Raw genomic sequence first — 22,884 nt, forward strand, 5'->3', positions numbered from 1 at the left:
CCGGACACACGTCTGCTTCTGACCAGTGCCAAATTAGTTCAAAAAATGTCTTGCTATGCAGGAGCTATCCACACAGGCCATTCGGCCACTTCCAATTTCCTCTAATCGGTTTCCCAAAACCGGACCTTCATACATCCCGCAGCATTTTTCAGTGACTGAACGGTAAAGACGCAGACTTTGCCGACTTGTGCACATACAGCTATTGCTGACGCAGCATTCGTTCGCCCGCGCAGCACACCCATCGCAGCTTTCTAATCAAGTCACCAAACCGGCCATTGAAAGTCATACGGAGACGCCGCTTCCAAACCACTCCTTCGCTGCAACAGAGATCGACAATCGAGGCGCAGACAAAGCACCAATTCGCAGCATTTGTTTCCGATGGCCGCTTTCGGCTTACCGGGCATTTTGTTCGTCGAACGTTTGGCGATCAGCGATCCTTACTTTATGGTTCCGAAGTAAGTGAATTGGGATTTTTGACCCTTCATCGGTTATTCGTGGTGTTTGTCTGACTCAAGTGTCGCGGTTGCTCCTAAGTCAAATCTTCTGGCGACGGACATGCCAGATGCCACAGTGCGGCATGACTAACCGAGCCTTGATGCACAGCACGGAAATTTTTGACTAAAAGGAGCCCCTTCAGCGGCGTAAACAGTGAGGCCGCTGCGCCTCAACTTCACTTCTGATTTCCAAGATTAGCGGAAGTAGTCATATTGGTTTTCAATTGGCAGACAGTAGGGTTTAGCTTTCTCGGCGACGTTCCCAACTTAGCGATTTACCGGCAGAGATCCGATGACGCGTATTGAATGCGCTTCGAGCAACTGAAATCAGCATTATTCCTTTACTCGATACACCTCAGAAATACTGCTAATCTGTCCGAAGTGATGGGGACATTTTAATTTGAAAAAGTTTTTGAAATTTCGAATTCGCGCATATCTGGTCATGGCTTTTCTTTTGACCTCCGGACTACCGCTTGCGGTATTCTGGCTTTGGCCGCATTCGGCAGCCCTGCAAAGCCAAATCGACGCGGTGCACGAACGTCATCTGCTGATCGCAAAGAACTTGAGCTCGACGTTGCAGGTTTACCATCGTGATCTGACAACGGCATTTGGATCTTTCGCTCCCCAGATTTCCAGGGGGCAAGCGATCGAAGCAAAGGACGTTTTCGAAGCTCTTCACTTTCGGCACATTTGCGTTGCTTCTCCGGAAACGGGTGACGTCATACACGAGTATTTCGGCACTCAGTATGCCTGCCCGAAATTTATCCCAGAGGACCGGCTGCAGAATTTTTTACGCCTGGCGCCGCAAGAAGGGATAGGCATTTCGCGCGTGGTAGCGGTAGAAGGCGAGCCACCCCGAATATTCCTGGTAACGCGCGAAAACGGGTTGCTGGTTGTTGGGGCGATTCATACGACATACTTTAGAAACCTCCAGGCAGATATCAGTTTCGGCGAGCGGGGCCACGCGGCAATCGTCGACCGATCAGGGCATATTCTCGCCCATCCAAGCGCGGAATGGACCGATAAGGCGGCTGACCTTTCCAGCATTTCCATAGTCCAGCGGATCATGGCTGGCGAGACTGGTGTCGCCAGATTTTACTCTCCGGTCATGCAGACCGAGATGATTGCCGGATTTGCGTTTGCTGAAGGAACGGGCTGGGGCGTTATGGTGCCGCAGCCTGTTGACGAGTTGCAGGCGTTTGCCGATCATATCAACAAAAACGCGCTCCTGGTATTGATCGCAGGACTGTTGTTTTCGTGGTTGGTGGCGTTGGTTATATCTTCCGGACTTTCCCGCCGCGTTAGACATATTGAGCGAGCGGTGGAAGCTGTTGCGGATGGCAAGAGTATCCAACCGGCACTTCTCGGCAAATCGATAGCAAGCATCAGAGAGTTTGAAAATCTGGAGCAAGGTGTGGCCCGCACTGCTGCTGAAATTGCGGGCGCAAAGGCAGCGGAAGCAAAAAGGTCCGAAGATCTGGCTAATGCCAACGAACGGCTCCGCAACGAGATCAGCGAAAAACTCAAGGCCGAATCCGCTTTGGTCGAAAGCGAGAAACGATTCAAAAGCCTGTTCGAAAGCCAACCGATATCAGTCCGTGAAGAGGATTTTTCGAAAGTCAGGGAGACACTGCATGCTCTTCCAGTGACCAGCGCTTCAGAATTGTCGATGTATTTCAAGAAGCACCCCGAATTTGTTCTGGAGTGCGCGTCCAGAATTATCGTACGCAACGCCAATCAGAAAGCCCTTGAACTGCACGGATACCCGGACAAATCGGCGTTCACCGCATCGGTTACAAGAAATTTGAGCACCAGCGCGCAATCAGCGCTGAAAAAGATCTTTCTGGCCGTTTTTAACGGTGAAGGGCTTGTTGAATATGAAAGCAAAGTGGTTCGAAGGAGCGGTGAGGAACGGACAGTTATGGCCAGATGGTCAGTCGTATCGGGGTGCGAAGAAACCTATGAGCGGATCATTCTCACATCGATTGACATAACTGACTACCTGAAGGCTGAGGAGCGCCTGCGACAAGCCCAAAAGATGGAAGCAATCGGTCAACTTACTGGGGGTGTCGCGCATGATTTCAACAATTTGCTGGCTGTAATCTTGGGCAATCAGGAGATGTTGCGGGATCAGGTACAAAGCGATTCCCTGAGTGTTCCAGTTTCAGTCGGCCTGATCGATCGCACGGTCGAAGCGACGAACAGAGGGGCAGAGCTGACTCAGAACATGTTGGCATATGCTCGCAAGGCGCAGTTGGTCCCCGAAAAGATTGATCTCAACCAGGTCGTGAAGGAAACAGAGAACTGGGTTGGTCGAACAATCGAAAGCCGGGTCGAAATCGATACCATCCAACAGGACGATCTCTTGCCGACGATGGTCGACAGGGCTTCTGTACAAAGCGCACTGGTCAATTTGCTCGTAAATGCGCGCGATGGAATTGATGGCTCCGGTCGGGTGGTCGTAGAGACCAGCAACGTTCACATCGGTGTGGCTGGTGCCAAAGAACGACACAAGGACATACCACCCGGCCGGTACGTCATGCTGGCCGTAACGGATAATGGCAGCGGTATAGAGCCCGAGATTCTCGATCAAATATTCGATCCATTTTTCACGACAAAGACTGTTGGCAAAGGCTCAGGTTTGGGTTTGTCCATGGTGCAAGGATTCGTGAAGCAATCAGGTGGTGTCATCAGGGTCGAGTCGAAGCCGGGTGTGGGAACGAGCGTCAGAATTTATTTTCCTGCAGCAGAGGATAACCCTCTCAAAAGCAGTGCGCAGGACAAGGACGAGCCCATCTATGTCGCGAGTGAGCGATCCGGAAAGCGACTTCTTCTGGTGGAAGATCAGGAAGATGTGCTGGCCGTGATGGAAAAGACGCTGGTTGCCGGTGGATTTGAGGTGGTAACTGCCACCAGTGGCGATAAGGCTTTTGAGATTCTGTGTGACGACGATCAGTTTGACCTGGTTGTGACTGACATCGTCATGCCCGGGCGGCTTCAAGGTCCGTCTTTGGCCAGGGAGATTCGTGCTTTGAGGCCTGGAATACTGTTCATATTCGTTTCCGGGTACGCCAGTGAAACGACGGTTCAAGACAAAGACCTGAGACCCGATGATGTTCGGCTGATGAAGCCGGTGTCGCGCAAGACGCTGCTTAGAGCGGTCGAGACTGCCATTTCAGATCTGTGATAAGAACCTGCGTAGTTTTCTGGGCATATGTGCTTATCTGAGAGCCTCTTTCATAGCTCTTGCGAGTTGAGCGACTCGGAAGGGTTTGTTCAGCAGCACGCTGTCAGAGCCGAGAAAGCCGTTTTTCTTTGCGGCTTCAGCCGGATAGCCGGACATGAAGATGACCTTTATCTTCGGATAACCGGCCCTGAGTTCTTCCGCGAACTCCGGGCCGCTCGCACCTCCCGGCAATATGACATCCGACAACACGAGTCCGATCTCGTTTCGCCCAATGACAATTTGCCGTGCTTCATTCGCGTCTTCGGCGCAGATGACATTGTACCCCAGGTTCCTGAGCATCATCTCGGCCAGATTCCGAACTGCCGGATCATCTTCGATCACCAGAATGGTTTCTCCATTCCCGCGCGGCACGGCCTCGTCTTTGGGCTTTACTGTGCTTTCCGTTTCGGAATACGCCCGCGGCAGGTACAGCTTGACCGTCGTGCCCTTACCCTCTTCGCTGTAAATTGTAGCCTGACCACCTGATTGCTGGGCAAAGCCATAAATCATGGAAAGGCCAAGGCCGCTGCCCTTGCCAACCCCTTTCGTTGTGAAGAAAGGTTCAAAAGCGCGTTTGCGTACCTCCTCGGACATACCGACCCCGTGGTCCGATACCGAAAGTACCACATAGTCGCCGGCTGTGATCTCAGAGCCATCAATGTTGCTGTCTTCATCCAAAGTGACATTTGCGCATTCAATTATCAGTTTGCCACCATGTGGCATCGCATCCCGGGCGTTGATGCCCAGATTCAAGAGCGCGGCCTCTACCTGGCCAGGGTCGGCAAGAGCGCTCCAGGCGCCGTTTCGTGAACCCACCGAAACCACGATAGTTTCCCCAAGCATGCGCTGCAGAACATCGGACATGTCTGAAACAAGTTTGCGTGTGTCGATCACCTCCGGTCTCAGCGGCTGTTTCCTGGAATAGGCCAGCAGGCGCTGCGTCAGTTCGGCGGCGCGTTGCGAAGCATGGACGATCGCCGAAGTCATGGGTTTGGCGTCCTCGCCTGATTTCAGTTCCTCCAACAGTTCGGCATTGCCCTGAATCACCGCAAGAAGATTGTTGAAATCATGAGCGATACCGCCGGTCAGCTGGCCAATTGCCTCCATCTTCTGGGCCTCGGCCAACCGCTTTTCAGAGCGGCGCTTTTCTTCGCTCGCCTCGGTTCTGGTCTCGGCCATCAGTTTTTCAATCGACTTGTTGCTCTCTTCAAGGTCGAGCTTTGCCACGAATTCCGAGACGAATAGCTGTGCGTGCCGTTGGATGACCTGGAAGAAAATGAAGAAAAAACTGGCCGCGATGACAGAGAGGCCGATCGCCACTGGATTCGATGCCAGCACCATTCCAACCAGGGCGCCGACAGTAACCGGGCCGGAATAGGAGACGGCCGCGAGCGGAATGGGATAGAGCGTTATCGCACCGCCACATATCATTCCGGTGATCAACGCGGCTGTGAAAACCTGCGCTCCGCCGTCCACTGATGGCAGCACGAACATGCTCGGATAGACCCAAATCAGGCCGAACATGACCGAGCTGCGAACGACCTTGAGTATGGCGCGTCGGCTGACGGTCTCAGGCGCCGCCTTTCGGCGTTGGCGCAGGCTCTGAAGCAGCGTTCGTACCGAGACAAACCCAATCACCAAGGTCCAGATTGCGATCCCGAGAGTGAAATGCGCGGTGATGTAAAGCACCAATATCAATGCGGCAGCATTCACCAGGTTCACAATCATCAGCGCGGGCATCAATCGAGATAACGCATAAACCTGTTGCGCCCGGATGCGAGCGGGAATTCCAGAATGCTGAAAATTTGTCAAAGACCAGTCGTTCCTTGTCTAAAATGCGTACCCTGTTTTACCCAACTATGATTGAGTCACCTAGTCGCAATCACTGCGAATTGTTATCTTCACAATAACGGTTCTGTCGCGAATTTTGTTATCAGACCCAGATAGGCTAATCGTTCTACGATGATGTTGCCGCGCCATGCACCATTTCCGTTCATGCTGAACTAGATGTCAGCGTCCTTACACTGCTTGATCTGATTGGCATGCCGATCAAACTAAATTGCAAGTTCAATGATCGCTCTGTCACCCTTCAAAAAAGCTAACGCAACTTTCAATCCGGACCATTCTATTGGGGTTGCTCAGCTCATCATATTCAGACATTCGGACTTTTCGTAGCATTGGTCAGAATGGACTCGAAGCAGCCACTCGACCCGCGCCGGATTTCCCTCCACAATGCCGAAAAAACAGGAATCACACCATGACTCATCTCTGGGTTCGCGCCGAACAGCGACCGAACGAAGAACGCGTTGGGCTGACGGCCGAAGGGGCTACCGCTCTGATTGCAGCGGGGCTTAAGGTTACCGTCGAAGAAAGTCATGGTCGCGCGCTTCCGATTGGCGGCTACCGCGACGCGGGCTGCAACATCGCACCGGAAAACAGCTGGCCCGACGCGCCCGCTGACGCGATCATCTTTGGCCTCAAGGAACTGCCCGAAGACGGCACGCCCCTGCCGCACAGGCACATCATGTTCGGTCATGCCTTCAAGGGTCAGCACTCAGGCCGTGCCCTGCTGGAGCGGTTCAAGGCCGGTGGCGGGACGCTTTATGATCTGGAATATCTGGTAGATGACGGCGGTCGCCGCGTGGCCGCCTTTGGCTATTGGGCGGGTTATGCGGGGGCGGCGGTGTCCCTCAAATGCTGGGCTGCACAACAGCGCAGCGCCCCCTGCCCGCCGGTTACCACCTACCCCGGCAAAGACGCGCTTCTAAAGGAGCTCTCCAACGACCTCGACGGCACTGGTAAGCCTCGCCCCTCGGCCATCGTTATCGGCGCCCTCGGTCGCGTGGGCACCGGCGCGTCGGACCTTTGCACCGCGATGGGCATCACGCCGACCCGCTGGGACATGGACGAGACCGCCCACGGCGGCCCGTTCCCGGAAATCCTGCAGCATGATCTTTTCATCAACTGCATCTTCGCCCGACCGAGCACGCCGGTTTTCGTGCCTAAATCCGCATTAAGCACCCCCCGCAACCTCAGCGTCATCGGTGATGTCGCCTGCGACCCCGACAGCGATTACAATCCGGTTCCGGTATATGATGCCGCTACCACCTGGGACACGCCTGCCATCCGCGTCCATGAGACGCCGCCACTCGATGTGATGGCAATCGACAACCTGCCCTCGCTCCTGCCGGTCGAATCCTCCGAGGACTACGCGGCACAGCTTCTGCCTTCGCTAATGACCCTCGGGGACCTCGACACAGGCGTCTGGAGGTGCGCGTTCAAGATATTCCAGGACCACATCAAAGATATCTGAGCCGAGAACGGTTTCCCTCTGGCGACCCTTTGCGATAGGGATAACCGGTAACAAATATCACCGGACGACTGAGGGACACGAACATGACAATCCACTGGTGCGGCACCGGCCTTTCGGCCATCCCCGGGTTACGCAGGCTGATCGAGGCGGGCCATGAGGTCACGGTCTGGAACCGCACTCTCGACAAGGCCGAGAACGCGGTGGGCGACCTGACCAGACGGATCATGGTGTTTGACGCTGATGCGCTGGCAGCGGAGGTTCAGGAAGGCGATATCGTCGTCTCGATGCTGCCCGGTGACTGGCACGTGCCACTGGCCGAGATGTGCATCAACAAAGGTGCGCATTTCGTCTCGTCTTCCTATATCGCGCCCGAAATGCGCGAGTTGCACGCCAAGGCGCTTTTGCGCGGCGTGTCGTGCGTTAACGAGGTCGGGCTGGACCCGGGCATCGACCATCTGATGGCGCATCATCTGCTTGCCGATTATCGCGCCTCGGACGCCTTTGAAGCCGAAAATGACCTCAGCTTTATTTCCTATTGTGGCGGCATCCCGAAACATCCCAACCCGTTCCGCTACAAATTCAGCTGGTCGCCATTGGGTGTCCTGAAGGCGCTGCGCTCACCGTCAAAGTCGATCCGCAACTATACCGAGTTGAACGTCGCCCGCCCTTGGGACGCGATCAGCAGCTACATGGCGCCCCTGCCTACACCCGAAACATTCGAGGTTTATCCCAATCGCGACAGCCTGCCCTTCATGGAAGATTACCAGTTTGAACCCCACTGGCGGGTCAAGGAATTCGTTCGTGGCACCTTGCGCCTGAACGGATGGAGCGAAGCCTGGAAAGACGTTTTTGCCGAAATCGAAACGCTTGACGGCGCCACCGGTGACGCCCGCCTGAAAGAGATGTCTGATCAGTTCTGGGCCGAGAATGCCTATGACGAGGGCGAACCTGACCGCGTGGTGCTCTGCGTGGCGCTCAAGGCCGAGCGCGAAGGCTTGCCCGTCTGGCACAAGACCTTCGTCATGGATGCCTGGGGCGATACCCGTGGCACCGCGATGGCGCGGCTGGTCTCGGTGCCCGTCGCACTGGCCATCGAGGCGGTGATGAATCGCGAAATCCCCGCCGGTGTCAGCCCTGCCCCGCATGATCCCAAGCTGGTCGGCCGTTTCCTCGGAGAGATCGACAAGCTGGCGCAGCATCTGCAGGTGGTGGATCACCTCTGACCGGCGCCCTGATCATCGGCGAAATCCGACCCGGGAATTCGAATTGAATTGCCACCCCAGAGACTTTATCCAGCTTCCAACTCGCCAGCGAACAGCAATGCCGGGATCATAAATGTCCAATAAAAAGCAATCATGCATCCTGCACTTTGGCACCGCCAAGACCGGCACGACGGCGCTTCAATTCGGTCTGGCGAATTATGATGATGGCGAGACCACTTTTGCCAGGCTACCGATTGCCCCCGACAACCCAAACCAGAGCGAACCCCTTGTTCTGGCTGGTTTCGGTGAGGCCGATATTCAACAATGCATCGACGATTATCCCAACTGGATGGCCAGCGGCGACAAGCTGCGCTGGCCAAACTCGGTCCCGATGAAGTTCATGCTGCGCACGAAACGCCCGCCCGATGTGCAGATATACAAAACCGCCCTGACCAAGAGCATTACAAGCATGCCCCATCGCAGGCTGATCTACTCGGGCGAGGCGCTTTTCGGCAACCCCCGTTGCGCCGGCGGGCTGATCGGCCAGTTCCGGGAGCATTTCGACCGGATTGACGCGGTCTGCTATCTGCGCACCTGCGCCGGGGCCTTCCTGTCGAGATTCAAGCAACGCCTGACGGCCGCCGATCCGGTGATGTTCTACTCGGACGGGATGAGCCAGGACCTGAACGAGTTAATTTACCGGGATGCCTTTTACCTCAAACAGTGGAAAGAGGCTCTGGCGGATGAAAATCTCCACCTCGCCATATATTCCACTAAAGCACTGAAAAACGGTGATATTATCGACGATTTCTGCGACCGGATGAGCCTTGACGCCAGCCGCGTGCGCCGGATCAGAACCAATGTCAGCTTCGGGGCCGAAGCCACGGCCGTGCTGGCGACAATTTCATATTTCGGGGATGTGCCGGCGGACAATACTTATTTCGAGAGAAACAAGCGTTATTTCAATGTGTTAATGTCTCAATTCGGTACGGGAAAACTGTCACTTTCGGATGCGTTTGCCGACCGGTTGCACGATGCGAACAAGGATGCGCTGGACTGGATAGACCAGCAATGCGGGCAGGAATTTACCCGCGCCTACAGCAAAGGCACCCATGTTCTCGACAAGCATGAAGATCTGCTGGACATATGCCACGGCCTGATCCCGGAACTGACCGAATTTCTGGTCGCCCGCGCGGGCAGGAAGTTCAGGAAATTACCGCGCGATATCAAACGCTTCGGTGAGCATATGAGCCGAATTCTGAGCGAACCGGACCCGTTTCCGACCCGCCAGTTGCCGGATGATTTCAACGGCGCGCAGTACCTGGCGCTCAATCCCGATCTGGCGCGCGCGCAAGCAGATCCCGAGCAGCATTTTCTGCATCACGGATGCTTCGAGGGCAGGTTTTACTGATCCGTTTTATCCGCCGCGCGCTGATGCAGAGTTATGTACGACATGTACGTCCTGTACGCGGGTTACGTACGTTTCGCCCCGCGTGGCCATGTCCCGCCACGGGCTTTCGGCCCGGTCACACACTCCCCGCGACGCCGTGATCGGATGTGTGGCACCTCGGGGTGTTTGTTACAGCCGGTCATGCCCACATCAGTGTCATCGCAGGGCATACCGTTCTGCGGAAAGCACCGCAGCCCGGCATGGGCTGCCTGGAAAGGAGACACGCTATGATACGTGTAATTTTGCCAACCGTTTTCGCCTTTATAACGATGATGAGCCTTTGGGGCGTGATGTCAGTTGTGGCCTGAACGGCCCTCGTCAGCAAAAACCCGATGGGGGCGCTTCCGGCGCCCCTTTGTATTTCGAAAACCCGGGTGGTTCGCAATCCGCTGACCGGCCAGGTTTATGACCTGCCCGGCCCCGGGCCCGCAAGTCACCGCACTTTGTTCACGGTGACCATATCGCCGTTGCGGCCAAAGAAATATTCGGCGACGTCACGCCCATCTGCCTGACGCTTGACCTGCACCTGCACCCGGCCCGAGGTTGCCCCGATCTTTGCGTTCGGTCCGCCCTGGCAGGTGGTGGTGAATTCCTGGCGGACAAACCCCCAGCGGCGCTTGTATTTCTGCTTGCCCAGTTCGATCTTGCCGATCTTGCCGCTAGCGCAATCCTCGGCGATGAATTTCGAGACCCGCTTGAGCGAATAATGCGCCGGAATGGTCTGTCCGTTCTCTTTCAGCGCCACCTGCATCAGGCCGGTGACCGTGCTGGTATCATCCTTGAGGTAATAGGTTACCCAGACCCCGTCACGCTCCTGAGCATAGGCCGCACCGGCGAATCCAAACACCATGCAAACCACGGTCAACATATTTCCAAGACGCATCATGCACCCTCCTTCAGGTTGTTTGAGGCCCGAGTGATCACAAGCAAAAAGCGTCGTCAAGCAGAGAGTGAGGTGACGCGGGAGCAGGTGAAATCCGTCATTCCCGGATGATGGGGAATGCGTGGGTTTCGACCACCCACATCGACGGTTTCAGATTGGGGGGAATGCGTAAGGCCAAAACTTCGCCCGGGACGCTTGCGACACGGGCAGCGCCCGACTGCCCCCCACCACACCGCAGGTGTGCCTATGATCGTGGCGCCTTTGGCGCGACGGCGGGCGCTTCGCTTCCGCCCGCGGTCAGGCGATGCCCTTTGGGTGTAGTACGGTGCGCGCAAGCACACACTCTACGCTTGCTTCAAATGACAAAACCAATAGCGTCGATAGGTATGACTGCAGAGTCTTCCGTTTCGTCTTTTCCACCGAGTTTTTCCAATCCTGTTACGCACACGCCAACAACTTTGCCGTCTTTGCCGAGTGCTGGTCCCCCGCTCATGCCCGCCACTATAGGAGCATTGGTCAATATTCTACGTATTGAAGAAACAGTTCGAAATCCCACTGCGATACCGGGTGAAGCCACCGGTGTGTCGCCGTGACGAAAGTTGGGATGGCCCGCAACCAATAAATGATCATGATAGGAAATCGAATCGCCGGAGCCTTTTTCAAGGAAGGATGGATTCGGAAAATCAATCTCGCAAACTGCCAAATCTATTATTTCGTTTACAGACAATCTTTTGACAACAAATCTTTCGCTGGGGCTGTCATGGCGAAAGGCCCTAGTTTTTGGGCCTATCGAGTGTGCACAGGTAATCAACCCTACTCCCGACAGGTGAAAAGCGGTACCTTGCGTCGAGCTTTCTTCGCATTCCAGCACCCAAAGACTACGCGAAATATCTTGAATCTGAAAAATTGGCGGCTGAGGGAGCGCGAGTTGAACACGCTCTCTATTCTGTTTCAGTAGGTGGGGAACGCAATATTCATTCAACCAAAAAGCCGCTGCTTTTTGCATTGACCCCCAATCTGCAAAGTTTGAATCGCGTTGCCCGATGAATGTCATGGTCGACGCATCCGTAAGTCCATCTTGTGGGGATACAACTAGGCCATTTTTTGTGCTCGCACGCAGCCTCTCAAAATTCTTGGAAAAGAATTCAAGTTCGCCCCCCTTTGCATTGCCACCTGTGTGAATTTGCAGTTCCGGGCTGTATCGTACTTTGACCAAGAATTCACGTTCTGAGTGTAGATAGAAAACGTGGTGAATTTGCGCCCTAAGGTCGCTCAACCCAACCAATGATGGCGCGTGTTCCTCAAGTAGAGTCCTTGGGTGATTTGCTAGAGCTTGGGCAACATGGAACCCCCAGTTTGAGAGGTTGTCATGCTCAAATTCATGGGGAATTTCGAAATTGTGCTTCAAACATCCAACTCCTCCACGAACCGGGCGTTCTCCTGAATATACTGGAAGCGCAGTTCGGGTTTTTTGCCCATGAGGCGCTCGACGAGGTCTCCGGTTTCGCCGGGTTCGTCCTCGTCTATGGTGACGCGGATCAGTTTGCGGGTTTTCGGGTCCATCGTGGTTTCCTTGAGGTCCTTGGCGTCCATCTCTCCCAGACCCTTGAAGCGCTGCACGTCGATCTTGCCCTTGCCGCCGAGGCCCTTTTCCATCAGGGCGTTTTTCTCGGCATCATCAGCGACATAGACGCGTTTGGCCCCCTGCGTCAGGCGGTAGAGCGGCGGGCAGGCGAGGTAGAGGTGGCCTGCGTCAATGAGCGGGCGCATCTGGGTGAAGAAGAAGGTCATCAGCAGCGAGGCGATATGGGCGCCGTCGACATCGGCGTCGGTCATGATGATGATCTTTTCATAGCGCAGATCGTCGATGTTGAAGCGTGTGCCCATGCCGCAGCCCAAGCTCTCGCAGAGATCGGAAATCTCGGCATTCGAGCCCAGTTTTGACGAGGCCGCGCCGAGCACGTTGAGGATCTTGCCCTTGAGCGGCAAAAGCGCCTGGGTTTCGCGGTTGCGCGCGCCCTTGCCAGAACCGCCCGCGCTGTCGCCCTCGACAATAAAAAGCTCGGTGCCTTCGCGGGTTTTCGAGGAACAATCGGTCAGCTTGCCCGGCAGGCGCAGCTTCTTGGTGGCGGATTTGCGTTGGGTTTCTTTCTCCTGCCGTCGGCGCAGGCGTTCCTCGGCCCTGAGCACGAGGAAATCGAGGATCGCACCGGCGGATTTGGTATCCGCTGCCAGCCAGTTGTCGAAATGGTCGCGGACGGAGTTTTCGACCAGCCGCTGCGCCTCGGTCGTGGCGAGGCGGTCCTTGGTTTGGCCGACAAATTCCGGCTCGCGGATGAAACACGAGACCAGCGCGCAGCCGCCGGTCATCAGGTCGTCGCGGGTGATCTGGGCGGCCTTGCGGTTGTTGACCAGCTCGCCGTAAGCCTTGATGCCCTTGACGATCGCGGCCCAGAAGCCCGCCACATGGGTGCCGCCCTCGGGCGTGGGCACGGTGTTGCAGTAGCTTTGCAGGAAGCCGTCGCGCGAGGGCGTCCAGTTGATCGCCCATTCGACCTTGCCGGGCACCTGGAAGCGCTCCTTGAAATCCACCAGCCCGGAAAATGGCTGCTCCGCATAGGTGCTGGCCGATCCCATCGTTTCCTTGAGATAGTCGGTCAGGCCGCCGGGGAAATGGAAGGTGGCCTCGGTCGGTGTTTCGCCATCCTCAATCGCCGATTTCCAGCGGATTTCCACCCCGGAAAACAAGTAGGCCTTGGAGCGAGCCATCTTGAACAGCCGGGCGGGTTTGAATTTGAGCGAACCGAAAATGTCAGGGTCGGGGTGAAAGGTAACGGTCGTGCCCCGGCGGTTTGGCGCGGTTCCGATTTTTTCCAGCGGAGCCTGCGGGATGCCGCGACGGAATTCCATGGCATGGAGTTCCTTGTTGCGGGCAACCTCGACCCGCACGTATTCGGACAGCGCGTTAACGACAGACGAGCCGACGCCATGCAGGCCGCCGGATGTCTCGTAACTGTCGCCGGAAAACTTGCCACCGGCATTCAGCGTGCAGAAGATGATTTCGAGCGCGGTTTTGGACGGATCCTTGGGGTGGGGTCCGATGGGAATGCCGCGGCCATTGTCGCGGACAGTCACATGGCCGTTTTCGTGCAATTCGACCTCGATGCGGGTGGCGTGTCCGGCGACCGCCTCGTCCATCGAGTTATCGACGATTTCGGCGACCATATGGTGATAGGCCCGGTCGTCGGTGCCGCCGATATACATGCCGGGCCGGAGCCGGACGTGTTCCATATCTTCAAGAACTTCGATGGAATGGGCGTCGTAGTCGGAGGGGTCGGGCTGCCCGGAGAGGAGATCGTTCATACCGCTGCTCTTTGTTTTATTGATTATCGGGTATTATGGCAGAGCAAAGCGAAGTCGAAAAGCGGCTTCGGACAGAAGTTGACAGTATTGCGGTATAGGATTCGGCAAAAAGGAGGGGTGTATGCGCAGCTTTCGGGAGATTTTCGAGATCAGTGCCGGGCGGCATGGCGGGGCCGAGGCGCTGGAGGCGAAGTTGGGCAGACCGAAAAGCGCGGCGGAGCTGGCGGCCATACCCGAGGACCGCTGGCTGGCGGAGATGTCGAAATACATCTTTGCCACCGGGCTGAACTGGACGGTGATCGAGAAGAAATGGCCGGGGTTCGAGGAGGCGTTTCACGGGTTTGACGTGGGCCGCTGCGCGATGATGGATGATGTGATGTTCGACGGCCTGCTGACCGATACGCGGATCGTGCGGCACGGGGCCAAGATCGCCTCGGTCCGCGATAATGCCGCCTTTCTGCTGGAGCTGCGCGACGAGGGTGGCGTGGGCAAGGTGATCGGCGAATGGCCTTCGGCGGAGTTTGTGGCACTTCTGGAGATGCTGAAGAAGCGCGGCTCGCGGCTGGGCGGAATGACTGGCGCCTATTCGATGCGAATGCTGGGGCGGGACAGCTATATCCTGTCGAGGGACGTGGTGGCGCGCCTGATCGCGGAAGGGGTGATCGACAAGGCGCCGACCTCGAAAAGTGCGATGAACGCCGTCCAGGAGGCGTTCAACACATGGCAATCTCAATCCGGGCGATCGCTGACCGAGATCAGCCGGGTCCTGGCGATGAGTATCGGGTAGACCGCAATCGCTTTCTAGAGCTTGGGGCGGTTGTTGATAGTCGTTAACAACGGGTTCGCCTGCTGCAACGCCTGCCCGACGCGGAAAACCCGTGCGTCGTCCAAATGCCGTGCAACGATCTGAACGCTGGTCGGCAGCCCGTTTCCGCCGATACCCGAGGGCACCGACAAAACGGGGCAGCGGCCCAGCATGTTGAACGGATGGCAGAGCGTCCAGCCATACATCGGGTTGACGGCTTTGCCATTAATCGCAAGCCTGTCTGCCGGGTTCTGATCTGCCGGGATTTCATGGTGGCCGAGGGTCGGGCAGATGAAGGCATAGCAATCTTCCAGCACAATCCCGAAGGCGCGGCCCATCTCCATCTGCGCCTCGTAGGCATCGTAGAATTCAGTGCTGGAGGTGTTCTGATTGGCCTTGACACAATAGGCGGCCCAGGGCGAGGCCAGCGACGGATCGGTTTCGACAACCGATGCCATGTAGCCGCCGAAGAGGTGATCGAGATAAACCTCGACCGCTCGTTCCGCACGGGCCGTCCAGCTTAGGTCGACCTCCACCAGCTCTGCGCCGAGGTCTTTGAGAATATCGAGCGTGCGCAGGGTGTTGGTGCGAACATGGTCATCAATCTCGAAAAAATTCAGATCCATCGACCAGGCGATTTTCAATCCCTTCAGGCCCTTATGGGTCAGCGGCAGTTCATATTTCGGTCGAATCGACGCGTTATCAAGAGGATGCGGCCCGCACATGATGTTCTGCATCAGCGCCACATCTTCAACCGTACGCCCCATCGGTCCGACAACCGCATACATGTCATAGGCAAAGGCGGTGTTGTCGGGGTTGCGACCATAGGGCGGTTTATATCCCACGACCCCGCAACAGGCGGCGGGGATGCGGATCGACCCGCCGATATCCGAGCCGGTCGCCAGCGGTGTACTGCCGGCAGCCAGTGACGCGCCCGAGCCGCCGGAGGAGCCGCCGCAGGTATAGTCGAGCCCCCAGGGCGTGCGGGTGGTGCCGTGAATGCGGGAATCAGTGACCCCAGCACAGCAGAACTCGGGCGTTGTGGTCTGGGCATGATAAAACGCGCCCGCGTCGAACAGGCGTTGGGCGGCAAAATGTGTTTCGGTTGCCACCTCGTCCTTGTAATAGAGCGAGCCTTGCGTGACGATTTCCCCTGTCAGATCAACCTCGTCCTTGATGGCGACGGGCAATCCTTCGAGTGGACGCAGGTCACCCGTACCCTTCGCATACCGCGCTTCGGCCGACTTAGCCTGCACCATCGCTTTGTCGAAATGCGTGGCGGTGAAGGCGTTGATCCTGGGTTCGACCTCTTCCGTCCGGGCGATCAGATTGTCGAGATACTCCACCGGCGAAAGGCTGCGCGCACGGAACTTTGCCAATACGTCAGTGGCGGACATGTAGCACAGGTCAAGATCAGCTTTGTTCAGTGTCGTTACCATGGTTATATCCCTTTCCTCAGAGGTTGGGCCGACGCGCGGCGCAGTCAAAAAATGGCGTCACCTTTTCCAGCGCCGCGGCAACGCGGAAGACACGCGGATCGTCATAAGAGCGTCCGACGATCTGCACGCCCATCGGCAACCCGCTATCGGCTATGCCCGTCGGCACGGCCAGTGCAGGCAGCCTGTTCAGCATGTTGAACTGCGGCAGCAGATGAAATTCGTAATCGGTGTCGATCTCGCGCCCACCCACGGTCATCGTATCCCATAGCGCCTGGTCAGCGCGCACCTCGTGGGTGATGAAGACCGGGCAGATCAGGGCATGGGCGTCGTCCAGTACAGGCGCGAGGCTGGCATACATCTCGCAAGCCAGTTCCTGCGCGCGATAGACTTTTTCGGCAGTTGCAGTCTTCGACCGTTCAGCCAGGAATTTAGTGTAGTCACAGACCAGATCGGGATGCGCCTCGATCTCTTGCCTCAGGTAGTGGCCGAGGCCGAAGTCCAGGTAGTCACGAGCGGCATAGGTCGTCTCGCGTGTCCAGCCCAGATCGACATGTTCGATGAGGGCACCCTGCCCCGCCAACCGGTCCAGCGCCTGCATCGTATGCGCCTTGACATCATCGGCCAGCACCTCGTTGCCGACATCCAGCGTATAGGCGATTTTCAACCCCTCCACGCCGTCATGTCGCAGCGGGATATCCATTCGGTCGCGCAGGCTGGCGATGTCACCCGGGTGGTGACCCGAGATGACATTCTGCATCAGCGCGCAATCGGCGGCATGGCGCGCCAGCGGGCCAACGGTGTTGTAAGGGTCAAGATTGAACGGCGGATCATCCGGCACCCGGCCATAAGGCGGCTTGTAGCCGACAACACCACAGGCGGCGGCGGGGCCGCGGATCGACCCCGCGATATCCGAGCCGGTGGCAAGGCTTGATGTGCCCGCCGCCAGTGACGCCGCCGACCCACCCGAGGAGGACGAACAAGTGTAATCCCGATGCCAAGGGTTCGTGGTGGTGCCGTGCAGACGGCTGGAGGTCACCCAGGCACAGCAGAATTCAGGCGTCGTGGTGCGGGCGTGGAAAATCGCTCCTGCCGCGCGCAGACGTGCTGCGACAGGATGATCCGTTGTCGCAAGCTGATCCTTGTAGATCAGTGACCCGCTGGTGTTGCGCTGCCCGGCGACGTCCATTTCATCCTTGATGCCCACGGTCAGCCCCTCCAGTGGGCGCGCCTCATCCGGGCGGTTTGCATAGGTTTCTTCCGCCGCGCGGGCCTGTTCCCGGGCCTGATCAAAAAACGTCTCGGTAAAGGCGTTGACGACCGGTTCAACGGTCTCAGCCCGGGCGATCTGCGCATCCAGCACCTCGACCGGTGAAATGTCGCGGGCACGAAACATCTCGATCTGCCGGAGGGCCGGCAGGTAACAAAGTTCCAGATCAGACATGCTAAAGCCTTACTCCGTTTCAGAAAACTCAGGTAATTCGTGTTGCGAAGCGGCAATCAGCGCGCGCGTGTAATCATGCTGGGGCGCGTCGAAAATCCGGGCGCAGGGGCCGGTTTCCACGACCTCGCCTTTCAGCAGGACAACAACGCGATCGGCGCAATGACGCACGACGCTCATGTTGTGGGTAATGATCAGGATCGACACGCCTGTGCGCTCCTGAATTTCATTGAGCAGGTTCAGAACCTCGCCCTGAACGGAGACATCAAGCCCGGCGGTAGGCTCGTCCGCGATGATCAGTTCCGGGTCAAGCGCCAGCGCCCGGGCCACGCCGACGCGCCGCGCCTGCCCGCCCGAAAGCTGATGCGGATAGCGACTGGCGAAACTCACCGGCAGGCCGACATTTGTCAGGAGCCGGTTGAGCGTCTCCCGGCGATCCAGATCGCGGCGGCCCTGCACAATCAGCGGCTCAAGGATCTGTTCGCCGATGGTCACCCGCGGGCTGAGCGAGCCGACCGGGTCCTGAAACATCATCGAGGTGCAGGCGCGCACGGATTTCAATACCTGACTGTTGCCACGATCCACCGTGCGTCCGGTGACCGTGACCGAGCCGCTGTCAGCACCGACCAGCCCCAGAACCGAGCGTGCTATCGTCGTCTTTCCCGAGCCGCTTTCGCCGACCAGCGCCAGGGTTTCGCCCTTGCGCACCGACAGGGAAACATCGCGCACCGCGCGGATAAGCTGTGGCCTGCCGCCCAGCCATTTGGGCAGCATGTCGGGCTTGGTGAAATTGACGCAGAGGTTGGCCACATCCAGCACCGGTGCCTGATCAGCTTTCACCCGGTCCTTTGGGCCCGAAACGATTTTAACCGGTTTCGCCAGATCGTCGGCCATTGACGGCAGGCGGCGGGTGGGTTGCTCGATCCGCGCCGGGTCGCAGCGCAGCAGCATCCTGGTGTAGTCATGCGCCGGGTTGGCGAAGACCTCCGGCACCGGGCCAGCCTCGACAATGTCACCGTGGTTCATCACCAGCACGTCGTCACAGAGGCTTGAGACGACGCCAAGGTGATGGGTGACGAAGATCACCGCGCTTTCGGTCTCGTGCTGCAACCGGCGCAGCAGGTCGAGGATTTCCACCTCAAGCGTGGCATCAAGCGCGGTTGTCGGCTCGTCCGCGATCACCAGATCGGGTTCCAGCATCAGGGCCATCGCGATCGAGACCCGCTGACGCTGCCCGCCCGACAGTTCGTAAGGGTACATCTTCATTCGCGCCGCCGGGTCCGGCAGGCTGACCCAGTCGAGCGCGTCGATACAGCGCGACCATTTCTCCTTCTGGCTCCACGGCTCGCGATAAAGCACATCCATCATCTGCTGACCGATGGGCAGCGCCGGGGTCAAGGCGCTCATCGGATCCTGAGAGATATAGGAGATCCGCGTGCCGCGTAATCTTCGCAACTGATCGGGGGGAAGCCGCAACAGATCCTGCCCTTCGAAATACACCGAGCCGCTAGTGATCGTCGCGACATCCGGCAACAGCCGTGTCAGCGCCCAGATCAGCGTCGATTTGCCCGAACCGCTTTCGCCGACAATGCCCAGCACGCGGTTGCGTTCCAGCGAAAAACTGGCCCAGTTGACCGCCGGCAGTGACCCGTATCTGACCGCCAGCTCGTGCACTTCCAGAAGGGGTTCCTCCGCCATGACTCAGACCCCCCGGCGCAATTTGGGGTCGAAGGTGTCGCGCAGCGCCTCGCCCAGAAAGGTGAACCCCAGCGTGGCGGTAATCAACGGCACGGATCCCGCGATCACCAGCCAATAGGTCTGGCGAATGAACTTGTAGCCGTCATCAAGGATCAGCCCCCAGCTTGATTGCGGCGGCTTGACGCCCACACCGAGAAAGCTCAGCCCCGCCTCTGCGGCGATGAAAACAGGGATGTCCATCGAGGCCAGGATCAGGATCGGGCCGATGATATTGGGCAGGATGTGGCGCGCCAGAATGCGTGCGCGGCTCATGCCCATCGCCATCAATGCCTCGACATAATCCGCTTTTGACGCCGCGATAACCGAGGTGCGCACGATCCGGCCATAATAAGGCACCGAAGTGACCACCAGAATGCCGATGACGGTATTCAACCCCGCGCCAAAGATCGGGCCAACCGCCAGGGCAAGGATGATCACCGGATAGGCACGCACCGTGTCGAAAGCCAGAACAATGGGATTATCCAGCCATTTCGGACCGAACCCGGCAATCATGCCCAGAATGACGCCAAACCCTACCGCCAGCGCGGTCGAGATCAGCGCCACGCTTAGTGCAATCTGGCCGCCGTAGAGCGCGCGCGACAGCACGTCGCGGCCCAGCTGATCGGTGCCCAACCAATGTTCCCAAGAGGGCGCCTGCAGCTTGGATGGCACGTCTATGGCCGCCGGATCATAGGGGGACAGGACACCGGCGAATACGGCCGAGAGTACCAGTAGCGTGACAAGCACCACGCCAATCGCGCCCATTGGATCGGACATCAGGCGCAGAAACCCGTCCAGAAACGCGCCGCGCTCGGCGGGAGGGTTGGTCTCGGTGACACTCATTCGCCCGACTCCATGAACCGCGGGTCGATGAGGGCATTGAGGATATCTGAAATCGTGGTCGCCACGATCAGGACGCCCGACGCCGCCAGCACCGCCCCCAGAGAAACCGGGTAGTTGCGCAACAGCACCGCCTCGTACATCAGCTTGCCGATGCCGGGGCGCGCAAAGACGATCTCGACAAACACCGCGCTGCCCATCATCACGCCGACACCGATGCCAATGACGGTGATCGTGGGAGCGACGGCGATGCGCAGGGCGTAGCGGTAGATGATGCGGCGTTCCGGCAGACCGAAGGCGCGAGCGTTGCGGACGTAATTGGCCGACAGCACCTCGATCATCGAGGCACGCACCAACCGCGCGATATAGCCGACCCAGCCGATGCCCACGGCGATGGCTGGCAGGATGAGGTGGTGCAGGAGGCTCAGCAGTCCTTCATCCTCGCCCGCGCCGATGGCTGGTACCCAGCCCAGCCCGGCAGCAAAGATCAGCATGCCGAAGATGGCGATGATCACGGCGGGCACTGCGATCACGCTGACCGACAAGAGCCCGATAGCGCGATCAAAGAGGCTGTTACGGCGCACCGCGGCAATGCTGCCCAGCGGAATACCGATCAGCGCCGCCACCAGCACCGAGGCACCGAGTAGCTCCAGCGTGCGCGGCAGATGAATTTTGAGCGTGTTCAGAACCGGCTGTTTGCTCTTCAGATCGGTGCCCAGGTCTCCTTGCAGCACGCTGATCAGGTAGTTGAAGACCTGAACCGGCATCGGCTGATCCAGCCCCAGCTTCTCGGTGATCGCGGCCTTTAGCGCAGGTGTGGCGCGGGGCCCCAGCATGGCGCTGGCCGGATCGCCCGGTGCAGCCTGGATCAGCATATAAAGGCTCGAAATCGCCAGTATCAGGACCAGGATGCCAAGACCGATGCGCTTCAATGAGTAGACAAGCATCTAAAGAGCTTTCGCGGGGGTGAAGGGGGATCAGGATGACCGGGCGCAGGGGGAGATTGCGCCGCGCCCGGTCAAGGGTTTCGCGGTTACTTCACCTTGCGAAACGCGTGGAATACCGGACGGCCATCGGGCAGGATACCGGGCTCAAGCGTATCGCGATGCAGGATCACCGTCGGCTCCTGCGAGACAAAGACAAAGCTGCCGCTATCCTCGAGCATGGCCTGCATCTTCTTGTAGATCTCACCGCGCGCCGTATCATCGACGGTGATCCGGGCCTCGTGCAGCAGCGCCACATAATCGTCGCTGGCATAGCCTTCCCAGTTCCAGTATCCGATCTGGTCTTCGACGAAATACTGCATCGTATAGTAGCCGTCGGGATTGCCGGTCCAGGCTTTCAGGTGCAGCTGAAGATCGGCGGCGCGGATTTCATCGAGGCTCCAGAACGTCCCTTCATCCTGACCATTGAGTTCCAGCGTGATGCCGGCCTCGGCCAGGTTGGCCTGCATGATCTGGGCGGCGGTGTCGCGCTCGGTATTGTTGACATAGTCAAGCCGCACGGTCAGCCCTTCGGCACCGGCCTCCGCCAGCAGGTCACGCGCCTTGTCGAGATCGCGCGTCAGCGCCTCGCCATCGCGATGGCCGACCAGACCTTCGGCCACAAAGCCCGTCGCCTGTTTGCCGTAGCCGCTGGTTGTGGCCTGAATGACAGTGGGGATATCCAGCGCCAGCTGGATCGCCCTGCGTACCTTGATGTCAGACAGTTTTTCGTTTGTCTGGCTGATCCCCAGAAAGAGCGGATCAATGGTCTGCGCCAGCTTGACCACGGCACCCTCGGGTGGGTTTGCCACCAGCGTATCGTAGTTCCCGGCGGAGGAGCGGGTATAGTCGATCTCACCTGCGGCAAAGGCCAGTTCCGCCGCGTTCTCGTCGCCAATCGGCAACAGCACGATCTGGTCGAAATCCACCGGCTCGCCAGTCCAGTCGGGGTTCAGCTCGAGCACCAGCTTGTTGCCCGGCTCGAATGTGCCCAACTTGTATGGCCCCGTGGTGGCAACCGGTGTGGCTTCGAAATAACCACCGGCTTCCTCGGCCGCTTTCTTCGAGATGATCGCGCCACTGGTATAGACGAGAGTGGACGTCCAGAAAGTCGTCGACGGCTCGCTGAGATGGATGATGCCGGTATAGGTTCCGGTCACTTCGACATCTTCCAGCAGCTCGAATTCGGTCACAACACCCGATTCCAGATCGGGATCCAGGTGCCGCTCCAGCGAAAACTCCACATCCTCGGCGGTCAGTTCGCCATAGCCACCGGTCCACATGATCCCGGGCTTCAGCTCGAATTTGATATGCTGTGGGTCGCTCAGGTCAACCGATTTCGCCGCGTCGAGTTCGATTGTCCATTCGTCACCGGGCGCATATTTGGCAAGGCGTGGATAAAGATTGTCGATCAGGAACTGATCAACGGTCGATCCCCAATAGGCCGGATCAAGATACCCCGGGTCGGATGGCACCGCGATGCGCAGTGTTTCGGCGGACGCCCCCACAAGACCCGTCGCCCAGACACAGCTTGCGACAGCGACCGTCCGCGCCGCCCGCTGGTATGATTTGGATAACTTACCAATCTTCGAATGGAACATGATTTTCTCCCGGCTGAATGGTTTTCGATTTTGATTACCGGGAACGCTAGGGGGTCGCGCCGCAATTGAACATTGAAAACACGCCTCAGAAATTGCGCTTGTTGACTGCA

15 protein-coding genes are annotated in these 22,884 nt (G+C 57.9%); 5 read left to right on the top strand and 10 right to left on the bottom strand.

Annotation, left to right across the window (positions count from 1 at the left end; all coding sequences use genetic code 11):
- Window positions 1–894: 894 nt before the first annotated feature.
- Entirely contained in the window at window positions 895–3,681 is a 2,787-nt protein-coding gene (locus tag LC334_RS15045; protein WP_085801260.1) for an ATP-binding protein, read from the top strand.
- A 33-nt stretch (window positions 3,682–3,714) separates the two neighbouring features.
- Here the strand turns inward: LC334_RS15045 and LC334_RS15050 are convergent, their stop codons facing one another.
- A complete protein-coding gene (locus LC334_RS15050) occupies window positions 3,715–5,448 on the bottom strand; it encodes an ATP-binding protein (RefSeq protein WP_176237720.1) in 1,734 nt (577 codons plus the stop codon).
- 529 nt (window positions 5,449–5,977) lie between these two features.
- Here LC334_RS15050 and LC334_RS15055 point away from each other — a divergent pair.
- The 3 genes from LC334_RS15055 to LC334_RS15065 all read left to right on the top strand — a co-directional run bounded on the left by LC334_RS15055 (window position 5,978) and on the right by LC334_RS15065 (window position 9,646).
- On the top strand, window positions 5,978–7,033 hold the full coding sequence (locus LC334_RS15055) for a saccharopine dehydrogenase (RefSeq protein WP_085801262.1): 1,056 nt from the start codon (window positions 5,978–5,980) through the stop codon (window positions 7,031–7,033).
- Between the two features lie 83 nt (window positions 7,034–7,116).
- Window positions 7,117–8,256 carry a saccharopine dehydrogenase family protein gene (locus tag LC334_RS15060; RefSeq protein ID WP_085801263.1) on the top strand — a complete coding sequence of 380 codons (1,140 nt, stop codon included), beginning with the start codon at window positions 7,117–7,119 and terminating at the stop codon, window positions 8,254–8,256.
- Window positions 8,257–8,368: 112 nt separating this feature from the next.
- Window positions 8,369–9,646 (top strand): hypothetical protein, encoded by a 1,278-nt coding sequence (locus tag LC334_RS15065; protein WP_085801264.1) that lies wholly within the window; start codon window positions 8,369–8,371, stop codon window positions 9,644–9,646.
- Between the two features lie 472 nt (window positions 9,647–10,118).
- Here the strand turns inward: LC334_RS15065 and LC334_RS15070 are convergent, their stop codons facing one another.
- From LC334_RS15070 to parE, 3 genes are all read right to left on the bottom strand, one after another.
- A complete protein-coding gene (locus tag LC334_RS15070) occupies window positions 10,119–10,568 on the bottom strand; it encodes a hypothetical protein (protein ID WP_139836445.1) in 450 nt (149 codons plus the stop codon).
- Window positions 10,569–10,923: 355 nt separating this feature from the next.
- Complete coding sequence (locus tag LC334_RS15075) at window positions 10,924–11,976, bottom strand: S1 family peptidase (protein ID WP_085801266.1); 1,053 nt, start codon at window positions 11,974–11,976, stop codon at window positions 10,924–10,926.
- Window positions 11,973–13,931, bottom strand: a complete 1,959-nt coding sequence (parE, locus tag LC334_RS15080; protein WP_085801267.1) for a DNA topoisomerase IV subunit B — start codon at window positions 13,929–13,931, stop codon at window positions 11,973–11,975. Before parE ends, LC334_RS15075 begins: the two co-directional genes overlap by 4 nt.
- Window positions 13,932–14,052: 121 nt before the next feature.
- Here parE and LC334_RS15085 point away from each other — a divergent pair, with 121 nt between their 5' ends.
- Window positions 14,053–14,718 carry a DNA-3-methyladenine glycosylase I gene (locus tag LC334_RS15085; RefSeq protein WP_085801268.1) on the top strand — a complete coding sequence of 222 codons (666 nt, stop codon included), beginning with the start codon at window positions 14,053–14,055 and terminating at the stop codon, window positions 14,716–14,718.
- Window positions 14,719–14,732: 14 nt separating this feature from the next.
- Here LC334_RS15085 and LC334_RS15090 read toward each other — a convergent pair whose 3' ends face one another.
- The 6 genes from LC334_RS15090 to LC334_RS15115 form a co-directional block, all read right to left on the bottom strand.
- Window positions 14,733–16,175: an amidase gene (locus tag LC334_RS15090; protein WP_085801269.1), complete on the bottom strand. Its 1,443-nt coding sequence runs from the start codon at window positions 16,173–16,175 to the stop codon at window positions 14,733–14,735.
- Window positions 16,176–16,191: 16 nt separating this feature from the next.
- Window positions 16,192–17,616, bottom strand: a complete 1,425-nt coding sequence (locus LC334_RS15095; protein ID WP_085801270.1) for an amidase — start codon at window positions 17,614–17,616, stop codon at window positions 16,192–16,194.
- Window positions 17,617–17,625: 9 nt separating this feature from the next.
- The gene (locus LC334_RS15100; protein ID WP_085801271.1) at window positions 17,626–19,311 is read right to left on the bottom strand and encodes a dipeptide ABC transporter ATP-binding protein; all 1,686 of its coding nucleotides are present in this window, start codon (window positions 19,309–19,311) and stop codon (window positions 17,626–17,628) included.
- A gap of 3 nt (window positions 19,312–19,314) precedes the next feature.
- Complete coding sequence (locus LC334_RS15105) at window positions 19,315–20,193, bottom strand: ABC transporter permease (RefSeq protein ID WP_085801272.1); 879 nt, start codon at window positions 20,191–20,193, stop codon at window positions 19,315–19,317.
- Entirely contained in the window at window positions 20,190–21,137 is a 948-nt protein-coding gene (locus tag LC334_RS15110; RefSeq protein ID WP_085801273.1) for an ABC transporter permease, read from the bottom strand. Before LC334_RS15110 ends, LC334_RS15105 begins: the two co-directional genes overlap by 4 nt.
- An 86-nt stretch (window positions 21,138–21,223) precedes the next feature.
- Entirely contained in the window at window positions 21,224–22,774 is a 1,551-nt protein-coding gene (locus LC334_RS15115) for an ABC transporter substrate-binding protein (protein ID WP_085801274.1), read from the bottom strand.
- Window positions 22,775–22,884 lie beyond the last annotated feature (110 nt).

The sequence above is a fragment of the Roseovarius aestuarii genome (assembly GCF_019966515.1).
In the GTDB taxonomy this organism is placed as follows: Bacteria; Pseudomonadota; Alphaproteobacteria; order Rhodobacterales; family Rhodobacteraceae; genus Roseovarius; species Roseovarius aestuarii.

Bases quoted from the DNA above. Each gene is read 5' to 3' on its own strand.
- LC334_RS15060 (WP_085801263.1), top strand. From the start codon at position 7,117: ATGACAATCCACTGGTGCGGCACCGGCCTTTCGGCCATCCCCGGGTTA.
- LC334_RS15115 (WP_085801274.1), bottom strand. From the start codon at position 22,774: ATGTTCCATTCGAAGATTGGTAAGTTATCCAAATCATACCAGCGGGCG.
- LC334_RS15085 (WP_085801268.1), top strand. From the start codon at position 14,053: ATGCGCAGCTTTCGGGAGATTTTCGAGATCAGTGCCGGGCGGCATGGC.
- LC334_RS15065 (WP_085801264.1), top strand. From the start codon at position 8,369: ATGTCCAATAAAAAGCAATCATGCATCCTGCACTTTGGCACCGCCAAG.
- LC334_RS15100 (WP_085801271.1), bottom strand. From the start codon at position 19,311: ATGGCGGAGGAACCCCTTCTGGAAGTGCACGAGCTGGCGGTCAGATAC.
- LC334_RS15070 (WP_139836445.1), bottom strand. From the start codon at position 10,568: ATGCGTCTTGGAAATATGTTGACCGTGGTTTGCATGGTGTTTGGATTC.
- LC334_RS15055 (WP_085801262.1), top strand. From the start codon at position 5,978: ATGACTCATCTCTGGGTTCGCGCCGAACAGCGACCGAACGAAGAACGC.
- LC334_RS15050 (WP_176237720.1), bottom strand. From the start codon at position 5,448: ATGATTGTGAACCTGGTGAATGCTGCCGCATTGATATTGGTGCTTTAC.
- LC334_RS15110 (WP_085801273.1), bottom strand. From the start codon at position 21,137: ATGCTTGTCTACTCATTGAAGCGCATCGGTCTTGGCATCCTGGTCCTG.
- LC334_RS15090 (WP_085801269.1), bottom strand. From the start codon at position 16,175: ATGGTAACGACACTGAACAAAGCTGATCTTGACCTGTGCTACATGTCC.
- parE (WP_085801267.1), bottom strand. From the start codon at position 13,931: ATGAACGATCTCCTCTCCGGGCAGCCCGACCCCTCCGACTACGACGCC.
- LC334_RS15095 (WP_085801270.1), bottom strand. From the start codon at position 17,616: ATGTCTGATCTGGAACTTTGTTACCTGCCGGCCCTCCGGCAGATCGAG.
- LC334_RS15105 (WP_085801272.1), bottom strand. From the start codon at position 20,193: ATGAGTGTCACCGAGACCAACCCTCCCGCCGAGCGCGGCGCGTTTCTG.